We start from the raw sequence: 20,982 nt of genomic DNA on the forward strand, positions 1-20,982 counted from the left end.
ACCAGTGATGGACCCAAGGGCCTAATCGCCGGCAAGCCGGCTCCTACAATTATTGCCGCCCAAAATAGAACAGGCCCCGACACAAGTGCCGGGGCCTGTAATGACCACATCCGTGTGGTCGGTCGCATGAACTCCAGAGGTGCATCAGGTGGATATCTAGCTCACCCTAAGCCGCCGCCATTCAGTTCAGACGAAACAGGTGCGTTACTCTGCTTTCAGGCCGTCGGCCGATACAGCTTTAACGCCTTTGATTTTCTTGGTGATGTTCACCGCGGTAGTTTTCTGGGCTTCGGTCACGGCAGTGGCCGACGACAGGGAAACAACACCTTTGTTGGTTTCAACTTTGATGTCGGTGCCAGGAATGCCTTTCTCGGTTACCAGATCAGCTTTGACCTTGGTGGTGATCCAGGTATCGGAAGTCGACTCTTTAGCGCTAGCAGCTGCGCCCTTGGTTTTATCGATACCGTCAGCTTTGGTAGCGCCGCCAGCCAGCAGGCCATCAGCAGAAACAGCAGTGACACCTTTGATTTTCTTGGTGATGGCTACAGCGGTCGCTTTTTGCGAGTCCGAAATAGCGACTTCGGAGGACAGGGAAACCACGCCTTTGTTGGTTTCTACCTTGATGTCCGAACCAGGAATACCTTTCTCGGTCAGCAGGTCAGCTTTCACTTTGGTGGTGATCCAAGTATCCGAGGTGGACTCTTTAGCCTTGGTCACTTCACCGGCCGCCAGCGTCATAGGGGCTTGGGAAGTCTGAGCAAAGGCTACGTTAGCACCCATGGCCAGGGTCAGAGCGGTAGCAGTAGCGAGAGCGAACTTCTTCATACGAGTAACTCCTGTTTTATTAAAAGTCTGCAGTACGTAAACCTTGATGCTGCAGCGTTAACAGGGTTATTGCAGGCAGTGTGCCAAGTCTGAATAGCCAATAAAATACATATAAAACAACAACTTACAAAAACAACAAATTTCCGAAATCGTGCAAGTTGCATGAATGCCATCGTGCCTGCATGCAAGTTGCGGCTTTTGTCTTCAGCTAAACGGCTGATTTCCCGACATTTTCCAACGCCCATAAAAAAAGGACTCCGAGGAGTCCCTTTTTCAGCTGAAAGCTCGGGGTGATTAAACGCCCGAAGCCTTGGCTGCTGCTACGTCCTTGATGGACAGCTTGATACGGCCGCGGTTGTCCACGTCCAGTACCAGCACTTCCACTTCCTGGCCTTCCTTCAGGATGTCGGTCACTTTCTCAACACGAGCGTCGCTCAGCATGGAGATGTGAACCAGACCGTCCTTGCCCGGCAGGATGTTGACGAATGCGCCGAAGTCGACGATGCGTTCAACCTTACCGACGTAGATCTTGCCGATCTCGGCCTCAGCAGTGATGCCCAGGACGCGCTGACGTGCTGCTTCAGCCGCTTCCTTGGTTTCGCCGAAGATCTTGATCGAGCCGTCGTCTTCGATGTCGATCGAAGCCTTGGTCTCTTCACAGATCGCACGGATAGTCGCGCCGCCTTTACCGATGACATCACGGATTTTGTCGGTGTCGATTTTCATCGCGATCATGGTCGGAGCATTTTCCGACAGTTCGGTACGGGACTGACCAATGATCTGGTTCATCTGACCGAGGATGTTCAGGCGCGCTTCCAGGGCTTGGCCCAGGGCGATTTCCATGATTTCTTCGGTGATGCCCTTGATCTTGATGTCCATCTGCAGCGCGGTCACACCTTTGGCGGTACCGGCTACTTTGAAGTCCATGTCGCCCAGGTGGTCTTCGTCACCCAGGATGTCGGTCAGGATGGCGAACTTCTCGCCTTCTTTAACCAGGCCCATGGCGATACCAGCAACCGGCGCCTTCATCGGCACACCTGCGTCCATCAGCGCCAGGGAAGCACCGCAAACGGAAGCCATGGAGCTGGAACCGTTGGACTCGGTGATTTCCGACACAACACGGATGGTGTACGGGAATACGTCGGCAGCAGGCAGCATGGCGGCGATCGAACGACGGGCCAGACGGCCGTGACCGATTTCGCGACGACCAGCGCCACCCATGCGACCACACTCGCCCACCGAGAACGGAGGGAAGTTGTAGTGCAGCATGAACGGGTCTTTTTTCTCGCCTTCCAGGGTGTCCAGCAGTTGTGCGTCACGGGCGGTGCCCAGGGTCGCGACTACCAGAGCCTGGGTTTCACCACGGGTGAACAGCGCCGAACCGTGAGTCTTTGGCAGAACGCCGACTTCGATGTTCAGCGGGCGTACGGTGCGGGTGTCGCGACCGTCGATACGTGGCTTGCCGTTAACGATGTTTTCGCGAACGGTGCGGTATTCGATTTCACCGAAAGCCGCTTTCACATCGCTGGAGGAAGGCTGGCCTTCTTCACCGGACAGCTTGGCCACAACCTGGTCCTTCAACTCGCCCAGGCGAGCGTAACGGTCGGCCTTGACGGTGATGGTGTAGGCGTCGGAGATGGCAGCGCCGAACTCGGAGCGGATAGTGCCCAGCAGCTCGGTGGCTTCGGCTTGTGGAGCCCAGGTCCAGGTTGGCTTGGCAGCTTCGGCAGCCAGCTCGGTGACAGCCTTGATAACAGCCTGGAACTCGTCGTGGGCGAACAATACGGCACCCAGCATCTGGTCTTCGGTCAGCTCTTTGGCTTCCGATTCAACCATCAACACGGCTTCCGAGGTACCGGCAACGACCATGTCCAGGCTCGACGCTTTCTGTTGCTCGTAAGTCGGGTTCAGCAGGTAGCCGGTGCTTTCGTGGAAAGCAACGCGGGCTGCGCCGATCGGGCCATCGAAAGGAATACCGGAGATGGCCAGGGCAGCCGAAGTACCGATCATCGCAGCGATGTCCGGATCGGTCTTTTTGCTGGTGGAAACGACGGTGCAGACAACCTGCACTTCGTTCATGAAGCCTTCTGGGAACAGCGGACGGATCGGACGGTCGATCAGTCGGGAAGTCAGGGTTTCTTTCTCGGAAGGACGGCCTTCGCGCTTGAAGAAACCGCCAGGGATCTTACCGGCAGCGTAAGTCTTTTCCTGGTAGTGAACGGACAGAGGGAAGAAGCCTTTGCTCGGGTCAGCGGTCTTGGCGCCGACCACGGTCACCAGAACGGTAACGTCGTCGTCAACGGTAACCAGCACTGCGCCGGAGGCTTGACGGGCGATACGGCCTGTCTCGAGGGTAACGGTCGACTGACCGAACTGGAATTTTTTGATAACCGGGTTCACGGTGTCCTACCTTCTTTGTGGCTCTTGGGGGAACTTGTCTTCTTGCGAAATTCTTGGGCAATGTCGGGAATCGGCCCGAACCTGGTCCAGGGTAAAACGTGTGTCCAGATAAAACTTGAGGCTGGGAGCCTACCATGCGCCAGCGGGAATCCCACTGACACACGGCAGACAACCAACCTCTAGCGCAATCGCTTATTAGCGACGCAGACCCAGGCGACCGATCAGAGTCTGATAACGACCCAGATCCTTGCCTTTCAGGTAGTCCAGCAGCTTACGGCGCTGGTTTACCATGCGGATCAGACCACGACGGGAGTGGTGATCTTTACCGTTGGCCTTGAAGTGACCTTGCAGCTTGTTGATGTTGTGGGTCAGCAGTGCAACTTGCACTTCTGGCGAACCAGTGTCACCAACAGCTTGCTGATAGTCAGCAACGATTTGTGCTTTTTCTTGAACGTCGAGAGCCATGAGGCAATCCTTTTTTCAGGAAACTACCCAAAGGGCAGTTTCAACAGGCCAGGGACAAATCCCTGTATCTAAAAATGAGTGTTGACCGTGCCTGTTAACAGCCACACTCGTCCGGTCATTCTGACCGAATCAGTCGACGCGGCGCGATGCGCCCGTCTTCGCTCACTTCACCGATACCGATGAAGCGACCGTTATGATCCTGTACCCGCACCATGCCGAACTTCGGAGCATCCGGGGCACGTACCGGCTGGCCGTTGAGCCAGTAGAACGCGCTGTGCTCCGAAAAGTGCAGCAATGGCCAATTCAGCAAACCGCTGTCCGATGGCATCAGGAAGCGATCAACCGCTTCGTTGCCGCCTTCGGCGTGTACGGCCTCCAACTCTTCCAGCGTGACCGTCTGGGCCAGGCTGAAAGGGCCGGCCTGGGTGCGTCGCAGTTCTGCAACGTACGCACCGCAACCGAGCTGTTCACCGATATCTTCCACCAAGGTACGGATATAGGTGCCTTTGCTGCAGTCCACGGCCAAGCGGGCAGTGTCGCCTTCACAGGCGAGCAATTCCAAGCGCGCAATAGTAACAGAACGCGGTTCACGCTCCACTACTTCGCCCGCACGTGCCAGCTTGTAAAGAGGCTGGCCATCACGCTTGAGCGCCGAGTACATCGGCGGTATCTGACTGATTTGCCCACGAAAACCGGGTAAAGCCGCTTCTATATCTGCACGACCAACGGTCACGTCGCGAACCTGCAGAACATCACCTTCGGCGTCGGCCGTGGTGGTGGTCTTGCCCAATTGCATCAGGGTTTCGTACCCCTTGTCGGAATCGAGCAGGTATTGCGAGAACTTGGTGGCCTCGCCGAAGCACAACGGTAGTACACCGGTGGCCAAGGGATCGAGGCTGCCGGTGTGCCCGGCCTTTTCGGCGTTGAGCAGCCAGCGAACCTTCTGCAACGCGGCATTGGAGGTAAAGCCAATGGGCTTATCGAGCAGAATGATGCCGCTGACGTTACGACGGATACGTTTGACCTGAGCCACCGCTTACTCCTTGGCGTCTTCAGGTGTGGACGGGTGCTGGCTGTCTTCAGCCACGGCGCGCTCGATCAGTGCCGACAGGTGCGCCCCACGCACGACGCTTTCGTCGTAGTGGAAATGCAGCTGGGGAACACTGCGCAGCTTCATTTCACGGGCCAACTGCATGCGCAGGAAACCTGCGGCCGAGTTGAGCACCTTGATACTTTGTGCGATTTCTTCGCTGCTGTCCTGCCCCATCACCGTGATGAAGATCTTGGCGTGCCCCACGTCACGGCTCACTTCTACGGCGGTGATGGTGACCAGGCCAACGCGGGGGTCTTTGACTTCGCGACGGATCAGTTGGGCCAGCTCGCGCTGCATCTGATCGCCGATACGCTGGGTACGGCTGTATTCTTTTGCCATGTCTTGTTACCTGTTACTGCCACACGGTGAAACCCGTGGGGTCTGAAAGCGGCAAACGCCCGGCCTGACAAAAGCCAGACCGGGCGTTGCGTTTAGAGTCCGTACGCTGCGTTGGGCATTTGCATGCCCACACGCGGCGTGGCTCCGGAAGTGCGCGAGTTAGAGGCTGCGAGCAACCTGAACCTTCTCGAAGACTTCGATCTTGTCGCCAACCTTGACGTCGTTGTAGCTCTTGACGCCGATACCGCATTCCATGCCGGCACGTACTTCGGAAGCGTCATCCTTGAAGCGGCGCAGGGATTCCAGCTCGCCTTCGAAGATAACGATGTCTTCACGCAGTACACGGATTGGACGGTTACGGTGCACAACACCTTCGATAACCATGCAACCGGCGATCGCGCCGAATTTCGGCGAGCGGAACACGTCACGCACCTCGGCCACACCCAGGATGTTCTCCCGAACGTCGCTGCCAAGCATGCCGGTGAGGGCTTTCTTGACGTCTTCGATGATGTCGTAGATGACGTTGTAGTAACGCATGTCCAGGCCTTCTTGCTCGACGATCTTGCGAGCGCCAGCATCGGCACGCACGTTGAAGCCGAACAGTACAGCGTTGGAAGCCAGTGCCAGGTTGGCGTCGGACTCGGTGATACCACCGACACCGCCACCGACAACGCGCACTTGCACTTCGTCGTTACCCAGGCCGTTCAAGGCGCCGTTCAACGCTTCGAGGGAACCACGTACGTCAGATTTGAGGACGATGTTAAGCGTCTTCTTCTCTTCCTGGCCCATGTTCTCGAAGATGTTTTCCAGCTTGCCGGCGTGAGCACGGGCCAGCTTGACTTCACGGAACTTGCCTTGACGGAACAGAGCCACTTCACGGGCTTTCTTCTCGTCGGCAACCACGCTCATCTCGTCACCAGCGTCCGGGGTACCGTCCAGGCCGAGGATCTCGACCGGGATAGCAGGACCTGCTTCCTTGATTGGCTTGCCGTTCTCGTCGAGCATGGCACGTACACGGCCGTAGTTCGAACCGACCAGTACCATGTCGCCTTGGCGCAGGGTACCGTCTTGAACCAGAACGGTTGCAACCGGGCCACGGCCCTTGTCGAGACGGGACTCAACCACAACGCCACGGCCAGGAGCCGATGGCGTAGCGGTCAGTTCCAGAACCTCGGCTTGCAACAGTACGGCTTCGAGCAGTTCGTCAACGCCGGTACCCATCTTCGCGGAGACCGGTACGAATGGAGTGTCGCCGCCCCACTCTTCGGAGGTCACGCCGTGAACCGACAGTTCGCTACGGATGCGATCGAGATCGGCGCCCGGCTTGTCGATCTTGTTCACTGCGACTACCAACGGAACGCCAGCTGCCTTGGCATGCTGAACGGCTTCGATGGTTTGTGGCATCACGCCGTCGTCCGCTGCAACCACCAGGATCACGATATCGGTCGCCTTGGCACCACGGGCACGCATTGCGGTAAACGCGGCGTGACCAGGGGTGTCGAGGAACGTCACCATGCCACGGTCGGTTTCAACGTGGTACGCACCGATGTGCTGGGTGATACCACCGGCTTCGCCAGCAGCAACCTTGGCACGACGGATGTAGTCGAGCAGGGATGTTTTACCGTGGTCAACGTGGCCCATTACGGTCACGACTGGTGCACGGGAAACCGCCTCACCTTCAAACTTCAGGGACTCGGCCAGGGAATCTTCCAGGGCGGTGTCGCTGACCAGGGTCACTTTGTGGCCCAATTCCTCAGCCACAAGCTGGGCAGTTTCCTGATCCAGTACCTGGTTGATGGTGGCCGGAGTGCCCAGCTTGAACATGAACTTGATGATTTCAGCTGCCTTGACCGACATCTGTTGGGCCAGATCGCCCACAGTGATAGTCTCACCGATCTTCACTTCACGCACGACAGGGCCGGTTGGGCTCTGGAAACCGTGGGCGTTGCGTTTCTTCAGCTTGGCCTTGCCGCGACCACCACGACGGAAGCCATCGCTTTCTTCGTCGGTAGTACGTGGGGCAACGCGTGGAGCAGGCGCTTTCTCTTTGACCGAGGCACGATGCGGAGCGTTTTTGCGCTCGCCATCACCACCACCGCCACGACGATTGTTATCGTCGGCACGCGGCTTGTCTGGGCGACGAGGTTCGTCACGCTTACGAGCGTCAGCAGCAGGCGCTGGTGCAGCGGCAACCGGAGCGGCCTCACGCACAGCTTCTACAGGGGCGCTAGGCGCTGCGACCGCTTCAGTGGCAGCAGGTTGCGCAGCAGCAGGCTGGCGACGCGCTTCTTCTTCGGCGCGACGCTTGGCTTCTTCTTCAGCCTTCTGACGTGCAGCATTTTCTACCGCGCGACGTTCTTCCAGTTCGCGTTTGCGCTCGGCTTCGATTTCTTCCGGGCTGCGCTGTACGAAGACTTTCTTCTTGCGTACTTCAACGCTGATGCTCTTGCTACCCGCAACACGCAGGGTGCTGGTGGTTTTGCGCTGCAATGTAATCTTGCGCGGTTCTTCCACTTTCGCCTTGTGGCTGCTCTTCAAGTGAGTCAGCAAAGACTGCTTCTCACTGTCGCTCACACCTTCATCGGCGGCGGTGTGCGGCAGACCTGCCTCACGCATCTGCTGCAACAGGCGCTCTACCGGTGTTTTGACCTCATCGGCCAGTTGTTTCACCGTGACTTGCGTCATGCACTTCTCTCCTCAGGCCGCGCCTAGTTACTCGAACCAATGGGCTCGGGCGGCCATGATCAACTTGCCGGCACGATCATCGTCAATGCCGTCGATGTCGAGCAGATCGTCAATAGACTGCTCGGCCAGGTCTTCGCGGGTAATTACGCCGCGCACCGCCAGTTCCATCGCCAAATCCTTGTCCATACCCTCAAGCGAGAGCAGGTCTTCGGCCGGATGGGCGTCTGCCAGCTTTTCCTCAGTAGCGATGGCTTTAGTCAACAAACGATCCTTGGCCCGAGCGCGAAGCTCGTTGACGGTGTCTTCGTCAAAGCCGTCGATGTTGAGCATTTCTTCCAACGGTACGTAGGCAATCTCTTCCAGGCTGGTGAAGCCTTCATCTACCAGCACCTGTGCCAGGTCTTCATCGACTTCGAGCTCTTCGATGAAGTTGCGCAGGATGTCACCGGTTTCAGCTTGCTGCTTAGCCTGGATGTCCGATTCGGTCATCACGTTCAGGGTCCAGCCGGTCAGTTGGCTGGCCAGACGCACGTTCTGACCACCACGACCAATGGCCTGAGCCAGATTGTCTGCGCCAACGGCGATGTCCATTGCATGGGCATCCTCGTCAACGATAATTGCCGCCACTTCAGCCGGCGACATGGCGTTGATCACGAACTGCGCCGGGTTGTCGTCCCACAGGACGATGTCCACACGCTCACCGCCCAACTCGCCCGACACTGCCTGGACGCGCGAGCCGCGCATACCGATGCAAGCGCCTTGCGGGTCGATGCGTTTGTCCTTGGAGCGGACCGCGATCTTGGCACGCGAGCCCGGGTCGCGGGACGCAGCCATGACTTCGATCAGGCCTTCGGCGATTTCCGGCACTTCGATACGGAACAGCTCGATCAGCATTTCCGGCGCGGTACGCGACAGGATCAACTGAGGGCCGCGGTTCTCGGTGCGGATTTCCTTGAGCAGCGCACGCAGGCGCACGCCGACACGGAAGGTTTCGCGCGAAATGATGTCTTCGCGGGCCAGCAACGCTTCGGCGTTGTTGCCCAGGTCGACGATCACGTTGTCGCGGGTGACTTTTTTCACGGTGCCGGAGATGATTTCACCCAGGCGCTCGCGATAAGCGTCAACGACTTGAGCGCGCTCGGCTTCGCGAACCTTCTGCACGATGACCTGCTTGGCGGTCTGTGCAGCAATACGGCCGAATTCGATCGATTCGATCTTTTCTTCGACGACATCACCGACCTTGGCACCAGGATGCGTTTCGGCAACCTTGCTTGGCCAGGTTTCGATGGCCGGATCATCAAGATCGGCTTCTTCGACGACCGTCCAGCGACGGAAAGTCTCATAGGCACCGGTGTGGCGGTTGATTTCCACACGCAGATCAACTTCGTCTTCAAAACGCTTTTTGGTAGCAGTGGCCAGGGCCAGCTCCAGCGCTTCAAAAATCACGTTTGCCGGTACGCCCTTTTCATTGGATACCGACTCAACAACCAGCAGTACTTCTTTGCTCATCGTACGCCTCGCCTTTCGCAAGCCATTGGATCCGCGGGATCCGCGTCTCAGTCAAAACTGGGAATAATGTTGGCCTTGTCGATCATATCGATCGGCAACAGGAACTCATGGTCTTCTACCTGCACCACGACATCCTGTTCTTCTACACCGCGCAGAAGGCCCTGAAAGTTGCGTCGCCCTTCAAAGGGAGATCGCAGCTTGATCTTCACTTGTTCACCGGCAAATTTTGCAAACTGCTCAATAGTGAACAGTGGGCGTTCCATGCCTGGCGAGGAAACTTCGAGGGTGTATTCAACGGAGATCGGATCTTCAACATCCAGCACACCGCTGATCTGACGGCTGACAATGGCACAATCGTCCACCAGCACGCCGCCCTCTTTATCGATATAAACGCGCAACATTGAGTGGCGACCTTGAGCCGAAAACTCAATACCCCAGCATTCATAGCCTAGGGCCACGACCACCGGGGCCAGCAAGGCCTGCAACTCTTCTAGCTTGCTCGACACCTGAACCCCCTCGTGCATGTATGTGCATGCTGTGCAAAATAAAAAAATGGGCGAAACGCCCATCCTTGAAACGCCGTCGAACAGCGGCGTTGAAAGTGTCCAGCTAACAAAAAGCCCCTTAAAAGGGGCTCCGCTAAAACTGGTTGCGGGGGCCGGATTTGAACCGACGACCTTCGGGTTATGAGCCCGACGAGCTACCAGACTGCTCCACCCCGCGACAAAGCTGGGGCGGAAGTATACGACCGATCCCTTACAGGGTCAATGTAACCTTCCACCTACAAGAAAGCCCGCAACAGCGGGCTCTCCTGATAATTGGTACCGAGAAGGGGACTCGAACCCCTACACCCTATGGGCACAACCACCTCAAGGTTGCGTGTCTACCAATTCCACCACCTCGGCAATACAGCGTTTACAACCCTTCTTACTTCTGCTCTTGAGCTGGAGGTACGTCAGTCGCTGGAGTAGCCGACTTTTGCTCTTGAAGCACCGGGACATCATCAGAAGCCGGTTTTGCTTTTGGCACTTCCAACACTGCTGGATTTGGGAGACCTACTTGAGTCAGCACATGAGCTTTCTCTTTAGCAAAGTAACCTAACCCCAAGCTGGTTATGAAGAAACCTGCGGCAAGTATAGCAGTAAACTTACTAAGAAAGGTAGAGGAACCTTGGCTTCCGAACACAGTATTTGAAGCACCTGCACCGAAAGACGCACCAGCATCCGCACCTTTACCCTGTTGCAGCAAAACCAGAGCAACTACGCTCAGAGCAGCCAACAGATGAAAAACGACTACGACTGTTTCCAGCATTTTTTCAGTTTCCCGCGGCGCGACAGATCGCACCGAACTCATCTGCATTCAGGGAAGCTCCACCAATGAGCCCCCCATCGATATCCGGCATGCCGAACAGTTCGACCGCATTGGCCGCCTTCACGCTGCCGCCGTATAGAAGACGCACACCTTGTGCGACTTCAGAATTCTCTGCCGCCAACTGCGCGCGGATGGCTGCGTGCACATCCTGCGCCTGTTGCGGTGTAGCAGTCAGCCCGGTGCCAATGGCCCAGACCGGCTCGTAAGCAATCACTGCCTTTGCAAACGCACCAACACCCAGCTCCTCGATGATGCTGCCCAGCTGACGCGAGACAACCTCAAGAGTCTTGCCCGATTCGCGCTGCTCCAGGGTTTCCCCTATGCACAACACCGGAATCAAGCCACAAGCCTGTGCCGCTGCGAACTTGCGATTGAGTGTCCCATCACGCTCGCCCATCATCTGACGGCGCTCGGAGTGCCCGACAAGCACATAGGAACAACCCGCATCGACCAGCTGACTCGGCGAGATCTCACCAGTCAACGCACCTTGCATTGGCTCCACCGCGGAGTTCTGCGCGCCGACCTGGATCGACTTGCCTTTCAAGCCATCAACCACTTGGTTGATATGCAAGCAAGGCGGGAACACCGCAACATCAACACCGCTCGGCAAGGCCAAGTGACGAAGGCCATTGATCAGCTCAGCGACACTGGCGCGGGTACCGTGCATCTTCCAGTTACCAGCTACCATAGTGCGACGCATGCTGTACCTCGTCGGTCAAAGTGGGCGCAGATGTTACCCAACCACATCATCACTGGCAAGCCGAATTCAGGCGCAAACTTCAGTTACCAGTTTTGCCAGGTCTTCGGCATGGCCGCGAACCTGTGTTTCATCATCACCTTCGACCATGACGCGCACCAGAGGCTCTGTGCCGGACTTGCGCAACAACACACGACCGCGCCCCGCCATAGCAAGGGTCACGCGCTCGCACGCCTCTTTGACAGCCGGGTGCTCGATCGGGTTTTCGCCCCCAGAGAATCGCACGTTGAGCAGAACCTGAGGGCACTTACGCAGCGCCTGACGCGCTTGAGCCAAGCTCTCTCCGCGAGCCCGCAGAGCCATCAATACCTGCAACGCTGCAATGATCGCATCGCCGGTCGTGGTGTGCTGGAAGCAAACCACGTGCCCGGAGTTCTCGCCACCGATCAGCCAATTGCGCTCAAGCAACTCTGCGATAACGTAACGATCACCTACATTGGCGCGGACAAAGGGAATGCCCAAATCCGCAAGAGCCAGTTCCAGCCCCAGGTTACTCATCAAGGTTCCGACAACACCGCCTTGCAGCCTGTCACGCTCATGCATGTCACGCGCAATGATGAACAACAACTCATCACCGTCTACGATGGCGCCCGTATGATCGACCATCAGCACCCGATCACCATCGCCATCGAAAGCAATACCCAGATCAGCATGCTCAGCCAAGACAGCGGCCTGCAATTGCTCCATATGGGTTGAGCCGCAGTTTTCGTTGATGTTCAAGCCATCGGGCTGAGCCGACAAGACAGTCACCTGCGCACCCAGCTCTTTGAACACGCTCGGCGCCACCTTGTAGGTCGCCCCATGAGCACAGTCGACCACCAGCTTCAGACCGGCAAAACTGGTACTGCTCGGAACGCTGCTTTTGCAGAATTCGATATATCGGCCTGAGGCGTCATTGATACGCGACACCTTGCCCAGCTTGCTGGACTCAACCACTGTCATCGGTGCATCCAGCAGCTCTTCGATCATCAACTCGATCTCGTCCGGCAGCTTGGTGCCCTGGCCCGAGAAAAATTTGATGCCGTTGTCATCGTGCGGATTATGCGAGGCGCTGATCACGATACCGGCTTCAGCGTGGAAAGTACGCGTCAGGTAAGCGATCGCCGGCGTCGGCATGGGCCCCAGCAACATGACATCAGCGCCTGCAGCGGACAGACCCGCCTCCAGCGCAGACTCAAACATATAGCCTGAGATGCGGGTGTCCTTGCCCACCAGGATGCGGCACGCGCCCATGCTGCGGAACGCCATACCCGCCGCCCAACCGAGCTTAAGCATGAAATCAGGAGTGATCGGAAATTCGCCGACCCGACCACGGATACCGTCGGTACCAAAGTATTTTTTAGTCATAAGTGCTCCATCATTCTTATTCGGCGGATTCTACCGCGGCAATCATACGCACTACATCCACCGTCTCGGCAACATCATGCACACGTAATATTCGCGCCCCCTTGGTGACGGCAAGCGCCGCCAGCGCAAGACCACCGTACAAGCGCTCACCTACGGGTCGATTCAGGGCCATGCCAATCATGCTCTTGCGCGAAACACCGACCAACAGGGGCCGACCAAGGGCATGCAGAGATTCCATATGCTTGAACAGGCTTAGGTTGTGCTGCAGGGTCTTGGCGAAGCCGAAACCAGGATCAAGGATGATCTTTTCTGCGGCAATTCCCGCGACAGCGCACTGAACGACCCGCTCAGCGAGAAAACCACTCACGTCACCGACAAGATCGTCATAGTGAGGATTGTCCTGCATATTGCCGGGCTCTCCCAGCATATGCATCAGGCACACCGGCAACCCCGTTGCTGCAGCAGCATCAAGGGCCCCGTCACGCTGAAGGGAGCGCACATCGTTGATCAGCCCCGCCCCCAGGCGCGCAGTTTCGCGCATCACGGCAGGCGTCGAGGTATCAACCGAAATGATCACATCCAGTTCACGCGCAATACGCTCGACGATCGGCGCCACCCTCTCCAGCTCCTCCAAGGGAGAGACAACGCGAGCGCCAGGACGAGTCGATTCGCCACCGACATCAATCAGGGTCGCGCCCGCTGCAACCATTGCTTCAGCATGACGCAATGCTGCATCAAGCTGGCTGAAGCGGCCGCCATCGGAAAAGGAGTCGGGAGTTACATTGAGGATACCCATGACATGCGTATGGGCCAAATCAAGAACCCGGTTGCCGCAAGGCAACCGGGTGGAGGACAACACAGAAGTCATTTCAAACCTTAGACGTCAGCTGCCGGGCCGCCGATCGGAGTTTCCGGGCGTTCGTTCTGAACCACTGGCGGAGTACCAGAGGTGCCTGAACCGCCTTCCCAATCGCGAGGCTCACGAGGCGCGCGGCCAGCCATGATGTCGTCGATCTGGTCGGCATCAATGGTCTCGTACTTCATCAGCGCATCCGCCATGGCATCCAGCTTGTCGCGGTTGTCCGTGAGGATCTGCTTGGCCGTGCCGTAACACTGGTCAATGATGCTGCGCACTTCGGAGTCGATCAGCTTGGCTGTCTCGCCGGAGAAGCTGGCATTTTGACCGCCACCACCACGCCCCAGGAACACTTCGCCTTCTTCCTCGGCATACATCAGCGGGCCGAGCTTTTCCGACAAGCCCCACTTGGTCACCATGTTCCGTGCAATCTGGCTGGCACGCATGATGTCGTTGGACGCGCCGGTGGTCACACCGTCGAAGCCCAAGGTCATTTCTTCAGCAATCCGACCACCGTACAGCGAGCAGATCTGACTGATCAACGCACGCTTGGAGAGGCTGTAACGATCCTCTTCCGGCAGGAACATCGTGACGCCCAGCGCCCGACCACGAGGAATGATCGACACTTTGTAGACCGGGTCGTGCTCAGGCACAACGCGACCGACAATGGCGTGACCGGCTTCGTGATAAGCGGTGTTCTGTTTCTCTTTCTCGGACATGACCATGGATTTGCGCTCGGCGCCCATCATGATCTTGTCTTTCGCCAGTTCGAACTCTTTCATTTCAACGATGCGCTTGCCGGTACGGGCAGCGAACAGCGAAGCCTCGTTGACCAGGTTGGCCAAGTCAGCACCGGAGAAGCCGGGCGTACCACGGGCAATCACGGCCGGAGCCACGTCGTCACCCATGGGCACTTTGCGCATGTGTACTTTCAGGATCTGTTCGCGGCCACGAATATCCGGCAAACCGACCACAACCTGACGGTCGAAACGGCCTGGACGCAGCAACGCAGGGTCCAATACGTCCGGACGGTTGGTAGCCGCGATGACGATGATGCCGTCATTCATTTCAAAGCCGTCCATCTCAACCAGCAACTGGTTAAGAGTCTGCTCACGCTCATCGTGACCGCCGCCCATACCGGCACCACGATGGCGACCAACGGCGTCGATTTCATCGATGAAAATGATGCAAGGCGCATGCTTCTTAGCCTGTTCGAACATATCGCGAACACGGCTGGCACCGACACCAACGAACATTTCGACAAAGTCAGAACCGGAGATGGTGAAGAAAGGCACCTTGGCTTCGCCAGCAATCGCCTTGGCGAGCAAGGTTTTACCGGTACCCGGAGGACCGACCATCAGCACACCGCGAGGAATGCGGCCACCCAGGCGCTGGAACTTGCCCGGATCACGCAGGAACTCGACCAGTTCGCCCACTTCTTCCTTGGCTTCGTCGCAACCAGCAACGTCAGCCAGGGTGGTTTTCACCTGATCTTCGGAGAGCAGGCGTGCCTTGCTCTTGCCGAAGCTCATCGGCCCGCCCTTGCCTCCCGCACCGCCTTGCATCTGGCGCATGAAGAACATGAACACAGCGATGATCACCAGGATCGGGAAGCTGGCTACCAACAATTGGGTCCAGATGCTCTGCTGCTCAGGCTGCTTGCCCTCGACCACCACGTGGTTATCCACCAGGTCGCCGATCAGACCGTTGTCCTGGATTGCCGGACGAATGGTCTTGAAGCTGTCGCCATCATTGCGTTTGCCGGTGATCACGTAGCCATCAACCGCTACGCGCTCGACCTTGCCATCCTTAACTTGCTGGATGAAGTCGGAATAGTTGAGGGTCTGCGGCTCGTTAGGGCTGGAGAAGTTGTTCATCACCGTCACCAGGACAGCCGCGATGATCAACCACAGGATCAGATTCTTTGCCATATCGTTCAATTAACTACCCTCTGAAGCAAGCTCCGCTACTGGCGCGCGCTTCGCATGATATTCACCGGCCTAACTTACTACATTACCTACAACTCTGGCAGGCGCCGTCTGTAACCCTTTGTGAAACTTTGACTACACAATATTCGTAAAGCTTCGTGACGAAAGCGATATAAAAAAACCTATCGCCCTCCTCGAATTCCTCAAAAACGCTCTTCACTCGCAGCGCCTTCAACCCCGCGAAAGCCGCGGCAGAGCAGGTACTGCTCCCGAGACCTGTCTCGGGAAGAGTCAGGCTTACGCGTTTGCACCTTCTCGAACAACTTGCGGATGTTCTTGTGGTACTCATCGAAACCCTCGCCCTGGAAGACTTTCACCAGAAAATCACCACCAGGACGCAAAACCCGACCCGCCAAATCCAACGCCAGCTCACATAGGAACATTGCGCGCGGCATATCAACGGCCGGTAATCCACTCATATTGGGGGCCATGTCGGAAATCACAAGGTCTACCTGCGAATTTCCCACAGCCTCAAGGATCTGTGCGAGTACGGCATCCTGGGTAAAGTCACCATGAACAAAGGTCACATCCGGGATACTGTCCATTTCAAGAATGTCGGAAGCGATCAAGCGGCCCTGCCCACCAATCAGACGACTGGTCACCTGGGACCAACCACCTGGGGCTGCACCTAGATCGATAACGCTCATGCCTGGACGAATCAACTTGTCCTTGTCCTGGATCTCCAACAGCTTGTAGCTGGCCCGCGAACGGTAGCCGTCCTTTTGCGCCTTTTTGACGTAAGGATCGTTGAAATGTTCTTGTAGCCACTTAAGGCTGGTTTTGGAACGGGCCACGGGCCACCTCGAAAAATAAAACGGGTCGTGATTAACTGGGCGGTCCCGGACTCGCTCGGGTAAACTGGCCGCCGCTTTTTACAAGATCAGACGCAGGGGTCAGATTATGCCGCTCACTCAAGAGCAGAAGAAACAGTACAAATCCATTGGCCACCATCTGAAACCAGTTCTGATTGTGGCAGATAACGGTTTGACTGAAGGTGTGTTAGCCGAATTCGAACGTGCGCTGAACGATCATGAACTGATCAAGATCAAGGTCAACATCCTTGACCGCGAAGCGCGCCTGGCTGCCATTGCAGAACTGTGCAAGGTAGGCAAAGCGGACCTGGTTCAGGTCATCGGCAAGATGGCGCTGCTGTATCGCAAGAACTTCAGCGTCAACAAGCAACTGTCGAACGTACACCGCTTCAAGTAATAAAAAAGGGTCACGGGCGCGCTTCGCGCGCCCTGCCACTCCATCCTGGCGCCGGCTGCATCACCAGCACCAGACCGGAAAACCCTAGCACAAGATAGCTGAATAGCTGCCAGCGCAACGCTTCCGGCAGCCAGACATGCACAATGCAATACATCGCACACGCATACAGCGCCATCAACAGCAGTTGCCCGCGAATATCCCGCCACAAACTTCCCAAGCCCTCGGCCTTGACCAGCACCAATGCCTGGAGCGTCACGCACGCCGCTGCAAAACCCACCAGCAACGCACTCAGTAATCCATCGATCTCATCGATCAGCAACGGCGCCAGGCCAATCAGGCCCAGCGCCGGCAACACGCCAATGTGCAACAACCACAGGCCACCCACCCAAAGCATCTGGGAGAGCTGCCATAGCATGGCGCCCGCACGAAGCGGGCGCCGTCTTTCAGACGTGACGAACTTCAACAATCTCGTACTCGGTCACGCCGCCAGGCGTTTTAACAGACACCACATCGCCCTCTTCCTTGGCAATCAAGGCGCGGGCCAGCGGAGAACCGACAGAGATCTTGCCGAGCTTGAAGTCAGCTTCGTCTTCGCCAACGATGTGGTAGACCACGCTTTCATCAGTCTCGACGTTGGCGATTTCCACGGTCGTGCCGAAAATCACCTTGCCGGTCTTCGGAATGGTCGTCACGTCGATGACCACCGAGTTCTGCAGGCGGCCTTCGATATCACGGATCCGCGCCTCGACCATACCTTGCTGCTCGCGAGCAGCGTGGTATTCGGCGTTTTCCTTCAAGTCACCCAGCTCGCGGGCCGTACCGATGTCCTGGCTCAGCTTTGGACGTACGACCTTGGTCAGGTGGGCGTGCTCCTCTTCCAGGGCCTTGAAGCCCTGGACGGTCATTGGGTATTTGGTCATGCCTTCAATCCTGCGTGTAGATCCTGCAAGCGACGCACGGTCTTTTCCGGACCGAACTTGAGCGCTTCGCAGATGGCTTCGCCAGCAGCAATGGTGGTGGTGCAGTAGATCTTGTGCTGCAAGGCGTTACGACGAATGGAGTAGGAGTCCGCGATCGACTGGCGACCCTCGGTGGTGTTGATGATCAGGGTGACTTCGTCATTCTTGATCATGTCGACCACGTGCGGACGGCCTTCCGTCACCTTGTTCACGCGACGCACTTTCAGGCCGGCAGCCTCGATCAGCTTGGCGGTCCCGGCGGTGGCCACGACTTCGAAGCCCAAGTTGATCAGATCACGGGCCACGCCTGCAACCAGTGGCTTGTCATCATCACGCACGCTGATGAACGCAGTACCGCCGGTCGGCAGTACTTCGCTGGCACCCATCTGGGCCTTGGCAAACGCTTCACCGAAGGTGTCGCCCACGCCCATCACTTCACCGGTGGACTTCATCTCAGGGCCCAGGATCGGGTCCACACCAGGGAACTTGGCGAATGGGAACACCGCCTCTTTCACGCTGTAGAAGTTAGGAATGATTTCCTTGGTGAAGCCAATTTCCTTCAGGGTCTTACCAGCCATCACGCGGGCAGCGATCATGGCCAGGGACACACCGATGCACTTGGAAACAAATGGCACGGTACGCGAAGCGCGCGGGTTGACTTCGATGACGTAGATGTCCTCGCCTTGCAGCGCCAACTGTACGTTCATCAGGCCGACCACACCCAGCTCCAAGGCCATTTTCTTGACCTGTTCGCGCATCTCGTCCTGGATGTGCGCCGGCAGCGAGTACGGCGGCAGCGAGCATGCGGAGTCACCGGAGTGAACACCCGCCTGTTCGATGTGCTGCATGATCGCGCCGATTACCACGTCGGTGCCGTCGCAAACAGCGTCCACGTCCATCTCGATGGCGCAGTTGAGGAAGTGGTCCAGCAGCACCGGGCTGTCGTTGGACACTTTCACCGCATCGCGCAGGTAGCGCTTCAGCTCTTCTTCTTCGTAGACGATTTCCATCGCACGACCGCCCAGTACGTAGGACGGACGCACCACCAGCGGGTAGCCGATCTTGCTGGCTGCACGGATGGCTTCGTCTTCGCTGCGCACGGTGGCGTTTGGCGGCTGACGCAGGTTCAGGCGCTCAACCATTTGCTGGAAGCGCTCACGGTCTTCGGCACGGTCGATGGCGTCCGGGCTGGTGCCGATGATCGGCACACCAGCGGCTTCCAGGGCACGCGCCAGTTTCAGCGGGGTTTGGCCGCCGTACTGGACGATCACGCCTTTTGGCTTCTCGACGCGCACGATTTCCAGCACGTCTTCCAGGGTTACTGGCTCGAAGTACAGGCGATCGGAGGTGTCGTAGTCGGTGGAAACGGTTTCCGGGTTGCAGTTGACCATGATGGTCTCGTACCCGTCTTCGCGCAGGGCGAGAGCAGCGTGGACGCAGCAGTAGTCGAACTCAATGCCTTGGCCGATACGGTTCGGACCGCCACCCAGGATCATGATCTTGTCGCGACCCGACGGCGCAGCTTCACACTCTTCCTCGTAGGTGGAGTACAGGTAGGCGGTATCGGTGGAGAACTCGGCCGCGCAGGTGTCAACGCGCTTGTAGACCGGGAAGATCTCCAGCTTGTGGCGATGCGTACGCAGGTTCTTCTCGGTCACACCCAGCAGCTTGGCCAGACGCTGGTCGGAGAAACCTTTGCGCTTGAGGCGGAACATCATGTCGCGGTCGATGCTGGCCAGACCCAGGGTCTTGACCTTCTCTTCTTCCTTGATCAGATCTTCGATCTGTACCAGGAACCACGGGTCGATCATGTTCATGCCGAAGATGTCTTCGACGGTCATGCCGGCGCGGAAAGCATCAGCCACGTACCAGATACGCTCGGCGCCCGGCACAGTCAGCTCGCGCTTGAGCACGCTCATGCTTTCCGGGTTGCTCAGGTCGAGTTTCTCGTCCAGACCGCAAACACCTACTTCCAGGCCGCGCAGAGCTTTCTGCAGGGATTCCTGGAAGGTACGGCCGATGGCCATGACTTCACCCACAGACTTCATCTGGGTGGTCAGGCGCGCGTCAGCCTTGGCGAATTTTTCGAAGGCAAAGCGTGGCAGCTTGGTGACGACGTAGTCGATCGACGGCTCGAAGGACGCCGGGGTCTTGCCGCCGGTGATGTCGTTCGACAGCTCGTCCAGGGTGTAACCCACAGCCAGCTTGGCAGCGACCTTGGCGATCGGGAAACCGGTGGCTTTCGAGGCCAGGGCCGACGAACGGGAAACGCGCGGGTTCATCTCGATCACGACCATGCGGCCGGTGTCCGGGCAGATGCCGAACTGAACGTTGGAACCGCCGGTTTCCACGCCGATCTCGCGCAGTACCGCCAGGGAGGCGTTACGCAGGATCTGGTATTCCTTGTCTGTCAGGGTCTGTGCTGGAGCAACCGTGATCGAGTCACCGGTGTGCACGCCCATCGGGTCGAAGTTTTCGATGGAGCAGACGATGATGCAGTTGTCCTTCTTATCGCGGACAACCTCCATCTCGTATTCTTTCCAGCCGATCAGGGATTCGTCGATCAGCAGCTCTTTGGTCGGCGACAGGTCCAGACCGCGGGCGCAGATTTCTTCGAACTCTTCGCGGTTGTAAGCAATACCGCCACCGGTGCCGCCCATGGTGAAGGACGGACGGATGATGCACGGGAAGCCCAGCGTCTCGAGGACCGCATTGGCTTCCTCCATGCTGTGGGCGATACCGGAACGCGGGCACGCCAGGCCGATTGACTTCATGGCCTTGTCGAAACGCGAACGGTCTTCAGCCTTGTCGATGGTGTCGGCGTTGGCGCCGATCATCTCTACGCCGAATTTTTCTAGGACGCCTTCGCGCTCCAGGTCCAGGGCGCAGTTCAGTGCAGTCTGGCCACCCATGGTTGGCAGCAGCGCGTCCGGACGCTCTTTCTCGATGATCTTGGCAACGGTCTGCCACTTGATCGGCTCGATGTAAGTGGCGTCGGCCATGGCCGGGTCGGTCATGATGGTGGCCGGGTTGGAGTTCACCAGGATAACGCGGTAGCCCTCTTCGCGCAGGGCTTTACAGGCCTGGGCGCCGGAGTAGTCGAATTCGCAGGCCTGGCCGATCACGATCGGGCCAGCGCCGAGAATCAGGATGCTTTTTATGTCTGTACGTTTTGGCAT

The 20,982-nt window shown here is 57.6% G+C and carries 18 protein-coding genes and 2 tRNA genes; 1 reads left to right on the forward strand and 19 read right to left on the reverse strand.

The window, feature by feature from the left end; translation table 11 throughout:
* Nucleotides 1-204: 204 nt before the first annotated feature.
* The 16 genes from CI807_RS01805 to rlmE form a co-directional block, all read right to left on the reverse strand.
* A complete protein-coding gene (locus CI807_RS01805; RefSeq protein WP_016976827.1) occupies nucleotides 205-825 on the reverse strand; it encodes a BON domain-containing protein in 621 nt (206 codons plus the stop codon).
* A gap of 294 nt (nucleotides 826-1,119) precedes the next feature.
* Entirely contained in the window at nucleotides 1,120-3,225 is a 2,106-nt protein-coding gene (gene pnp / locus CI807_RS01810) for a polyribonucleotide nucleotidyltransferase (RefSeq protein WP_095013573.1), read from the reverse strand.
* Nucleotides 3,226-3,420: 195 nt separating this feature from the next.
* The gene (rpsO, locus tag CI807_RS01815) at nucleotides 3,421-3,690 is read right to left on the reverse strand and encodes a 30S ribosomal protein S15 (protein WP_003177875.1); all 270 of its coding nucleotides are present in this window, start codon (nucleotides 3,688-3,690) and stop codon (nucleotides 3,421-3,423) included.
* A 115-nt stretch (nucleotides 3,691-3,805) separates the two neighbouring features.
* On the reverse strand, nucleotides 3,806-4,723 hold the full coding sequence (gene truB, locus CI807_RS01820) for a tRNA pseudouridine(55) synthase TruB (RefSeq protein WP_095013574.1): 918 nt from the start codon (nucleotides 4,721-4,723) through the stop codon (nucleotides 3,806-3,808).
* A 3-nt stretch (nucleotides 4,724-4,726) separates the two neighbouring features.
* Nucleotides 4,727-5,122 (reverse strand): 30S ribosome-binding factor RbfA, encoded by a 396-nt coding sequence (gene rbfA / locus CI807_RS01825; RefSeq protein WP_016973761.1) that lies wholly within the window; start codon nucleotides 5,120-5,122, stop codon nucleotides 4,727-4,729.
* 159 nt (nucleotides 5,123-5,281) lie between these two features.
* Nucleotides 5,282-7,807, reverse strand: coding sequence for a translation initiation factor IF-2 (gene infB / locus CI807_RS01830; RefSeq protein ID WP_016976824.1), 2,526 nt, complete (start codon nucleotides 7,805-7,807; stop codon nucleotides 5,282-5,284).
* Between the two features lie 27 nt (nucleotides 7,808-7,834).
* The gene (nusA, locus tag CI807_RS01835) at nucleotides 7,835-9,316 is read right to left on the reverse strand and encodes a transcription termination factor NusA (protein WP_025857112.1); all 1,482 of its coding nucleotides are present in this window, start codon (nucleotides 9,314-9,316) and stop codon (nucleotides 7,835-7,837) included.
* Between the two features lie 47 nt (nucleotides 9,317-9,363).
* Nucleotides 9,364-9,822 carry a ribosome maturation factor RimP gene (rimP, locus tag CI807_RS01840; protein ID WP_038843818.1) on the reverse strand — a complete coding sequence of 153 codons (459 nt, stop codon included), beginning with the start codon at nucleotides 9,820-9,822 and terminating at the stop codon, nucleotides 9,364-9,366.
* Nucleotides 9,823-9,962: 140 nt separating this feature from the next.
* Nucleotides 9,963-10,039 (reverse strand) — tRNA-Met (locus CI807_RS01845).
* A gap of 96 nt (nucleotides 10,040-10,135) precedes the next feature.
* Nucleotides 10,136-10,221, reverse strand: a tRNA-Leu gene (locus CI807_RS01850).
* 22 nt (nucleotides 10,222-10,243) lie between these two features.
* On the reverse strand, nucleotides 10,244-10,627 hold the full coding sequence (secG, locus tag CI807_RS01855; RefSeq protein WP_003194191.1) for a preprotein translocase subunit SecG: 384 nt from the start codon (nucleotides 10,625-10,627) through the stop codon (nucleotides 10,244-10,246).
* A gap of 4 nt (nucleotides 10,628-10,631) precedes the next feature.
* Nucleotides 10,632-11,387 (reverse strand): triose-phosphate isomerase, encoded by a 756-nt coding sequence (gene tpiA / locus CI807_RS01860; protein ID WP_003194193.1) that lies wholly within the window; start codon nucleotides 11,385-11,387, stop codon nucleotides 10,632-10,634.
* A 66-nt stretch (nucleotides 11,388-11,453) separates the two neighbouring features.
* A complete protein-coding gene (gene glmM, locus CI807_RS01865) occupies nucleotides 11,454-12,791 on the reverse strand; it encodes a phosphoglucosamine mutase (protein ID WP_016976822.1) in 1,338 nt (445 codons plus the stop codon).
* A 16-nt stretch (nucleotides 12,792-12,807) separates the two neighbouring features.
* Nucleotides 12,808-13,659, reverse strand: coding sequence for a dihydropteroate synthase (gene folP / locus CI807_RS01870; protein WP_095013575.1), 852 nt, complete (start codon nucleotides 13,657-13,659; stop codon nucleotides 12,808-12,810).
* An 8-nt stretch (nucleotides 13,660-13,667) separates the two neighbouring features.
* On the reverse strand, nucleotides 13,668-15,578 hold the full coding sequence (gene ftsH, locus CI807_RS01875) for an ATP-dependent zinc metalloprotease FtsH (protein ID WP_016976820.1): 1,911 nt from the start codon (nucleotides 15,576-15,578) through the stop codon (nucleotides 13,668-13,670).
* Between the two features lie 200 nt (nucleotides 15,579-15,778).
* Nucleotides 15,779-16,429, reverse strand: coding sequence for a 23S rRNA (uridine(2552)-2'-O)-methyltransferase RlmE (gene rlmE, locus CI807_RS01880; RefSeq protein ID WP_016976819.1), 651 nt, complete (start codon nucleotides 16,427-16,429; stop codon nucleotides 15,779-15,781).
* Between the two features lie 106 nt (nucleotides 16,430-16,535).
* On the opposite strand from rlmE, the gene CI807_RS01885 reads away from it, so the two are divergent.
* On the forward strand, nucleotides 16,536-16,844 hold the full coding sequence (locus CI807_RS01885; protein ID WP_010206607.1) for a YhbY family RNA-binding protein: 309 nt from the start codon (nucleotides 16,536-16,538) through the stop codon (nucleotides 16,842-16,844).
* A 10-nt stretch (nucleotides 16,845-16,854) separates the two neighbouring features.
* Here the strand turns inward: CI807_RS01885 and CI807_RS01890 are convergent, their stop codons facing one another.
* Genes CI807_RS01890 through carB form a run of 3 tightly spaced genes read right to left on the reverse strand, consistent with a single transcriptional unit; the run spans nucleotide 16,855 to nucleotide 20,982 of the window.
* Nucleotides 16,855-17,259, reverse strand: coding sequence for a hypothetical protein (locus CI807_RS01890; RefSeq protein ID WP_025999772.1), 405 nt, complete (start codon nucleotides 17,257-17,259; stop codon nucleotides 16,855-16,857).
* A gap of 28 nt (nucleotides 17,260-17,287) precedes the next feature.
* Entirely contained in the window at nucleotides 17,288-17,764 is a 477-nt protein-coding gene (gene greA / locus CI807_RS01895) for a transcription elongation factor GreA (protein WP_010206609.1), read from the reverse strand.
* Nucleotides 17,761-20,982: a carbamoyl-phosphate synthase large subunit gene (carB, locus tag CI807_RS01900; protein ID WP_016976817.1), complete on the reverse strand. Its 3,222-nt coding sequence runs from the start codon at nucleotides 20,980-20,982 to the stop codon at nucleotides 17,761-17,763. Before carB ends, greA begins: the two co-directional genes overlap by 4 nt.

This window comes from Pseudomonas sp. NS1(2017), assembly GCF_002269425.1.
Classification (GTDB): Bacteria; Pseudomonadota; Gammaproteobacteria; order Pseudomonadales; family Pseudomonadaceae; genus Aquipseudomonas; species Aquipseudomonas reactans.

Bases quoted from the DNA above. Each gene is read 5' to 3' on its own strand.
- glmM (WP_016976822.1), bottom strand. From the start codon at position 12,791: ATGACTAAAAAATACTTTGGTACCGACGGTATCCGTGGTCGGGTCGGC.
- ftsH (WP_016976820.1), bottom strand. From the start codon at position 15,578: ATGGCAAAGAATCTGATCCTGTGGTTGATCATCGCGGCTGTCCTGGTG.
- CI807_RS01805 (WP_016976827.1), bottom strand. From the start codon at position 825: ATGAAGAAGTTCGCTCTCGCTACTGCTACCGCTCTGACCCTGGCCATG.
- carB (WP_016976817.1), bottom strand. From the start codon at position 20,982: ATGCCAAAACGTACAGACATAAAAAGCATCCTGATTCTCGGCGCTGGC.
- rpsO (WP_003177875.1), bottom strand. From the start codon at position 3,690: ATGGCTCTCGACGTTCAAGAAAAAGCACAAATCGTTGCTGACTATCAG.
- tpiA (WP_003194193.1), bottom strand. From the start codon at position 11,387: ATGCGTCGCACTATGGTAGCTGGTAACTGGAAGATGCACGGTACCCGC.
- CI807_RS01890 (WP_025999772.1), bottom strand. From the start codon at position 17,259: ATGCTATGGCAGCTCTCCCAGATGCTTTGGGTGGGTGGCCTGTGGTTG.
- secG (WP_003194191.1), bottom strand. From the start codon at position 10,627: ATGCTGGAAACAGTCGTAGTCGTTTTTCATCTGTTGGCTGCTCTGAGC.
- nusA (WP_025857112.1), bottom strand. From the start codon at position 9,316: ATGAGCAAAGAAGTACTGCTGGTTGTTGAGTCGGTATCCAATGAAAAG.
- CI807_RS01885 (WP_010206607.1), top strand. From the start codon at position 16,536: ATGCCGCTCACTCAAGAGCAGAAGAAACAGTACAAATCCATTGGCCAC.
- infB (WP_016976824.1), bottom strand. From the start codon at position 7,807: ATGACGCAAGTCACGGTGAAACAACTGGCCGATGAGGTCAAAACACCG.
- rbfA (WP_016973761.1), bottom strand. From the start codon at position 5,122: ATGGCAAAAGAATACAGCCGTACCCAGCGTATCGGCGATCAGATGCAG.
- greA (WP_010206609.1), bottom strand. From the start codon at position 17,764: ATGACCAAATACCCAATGACCGTCCAGGGCTTCAAGGCCCTGGAAGAG.
- folP (WP_095013575.1), bottom strand. From the start codon at position 13,659: ATGACTTCTGTGTTGTCCTCCACCCGGTTGCCTTGCGGCAACCGGGTT.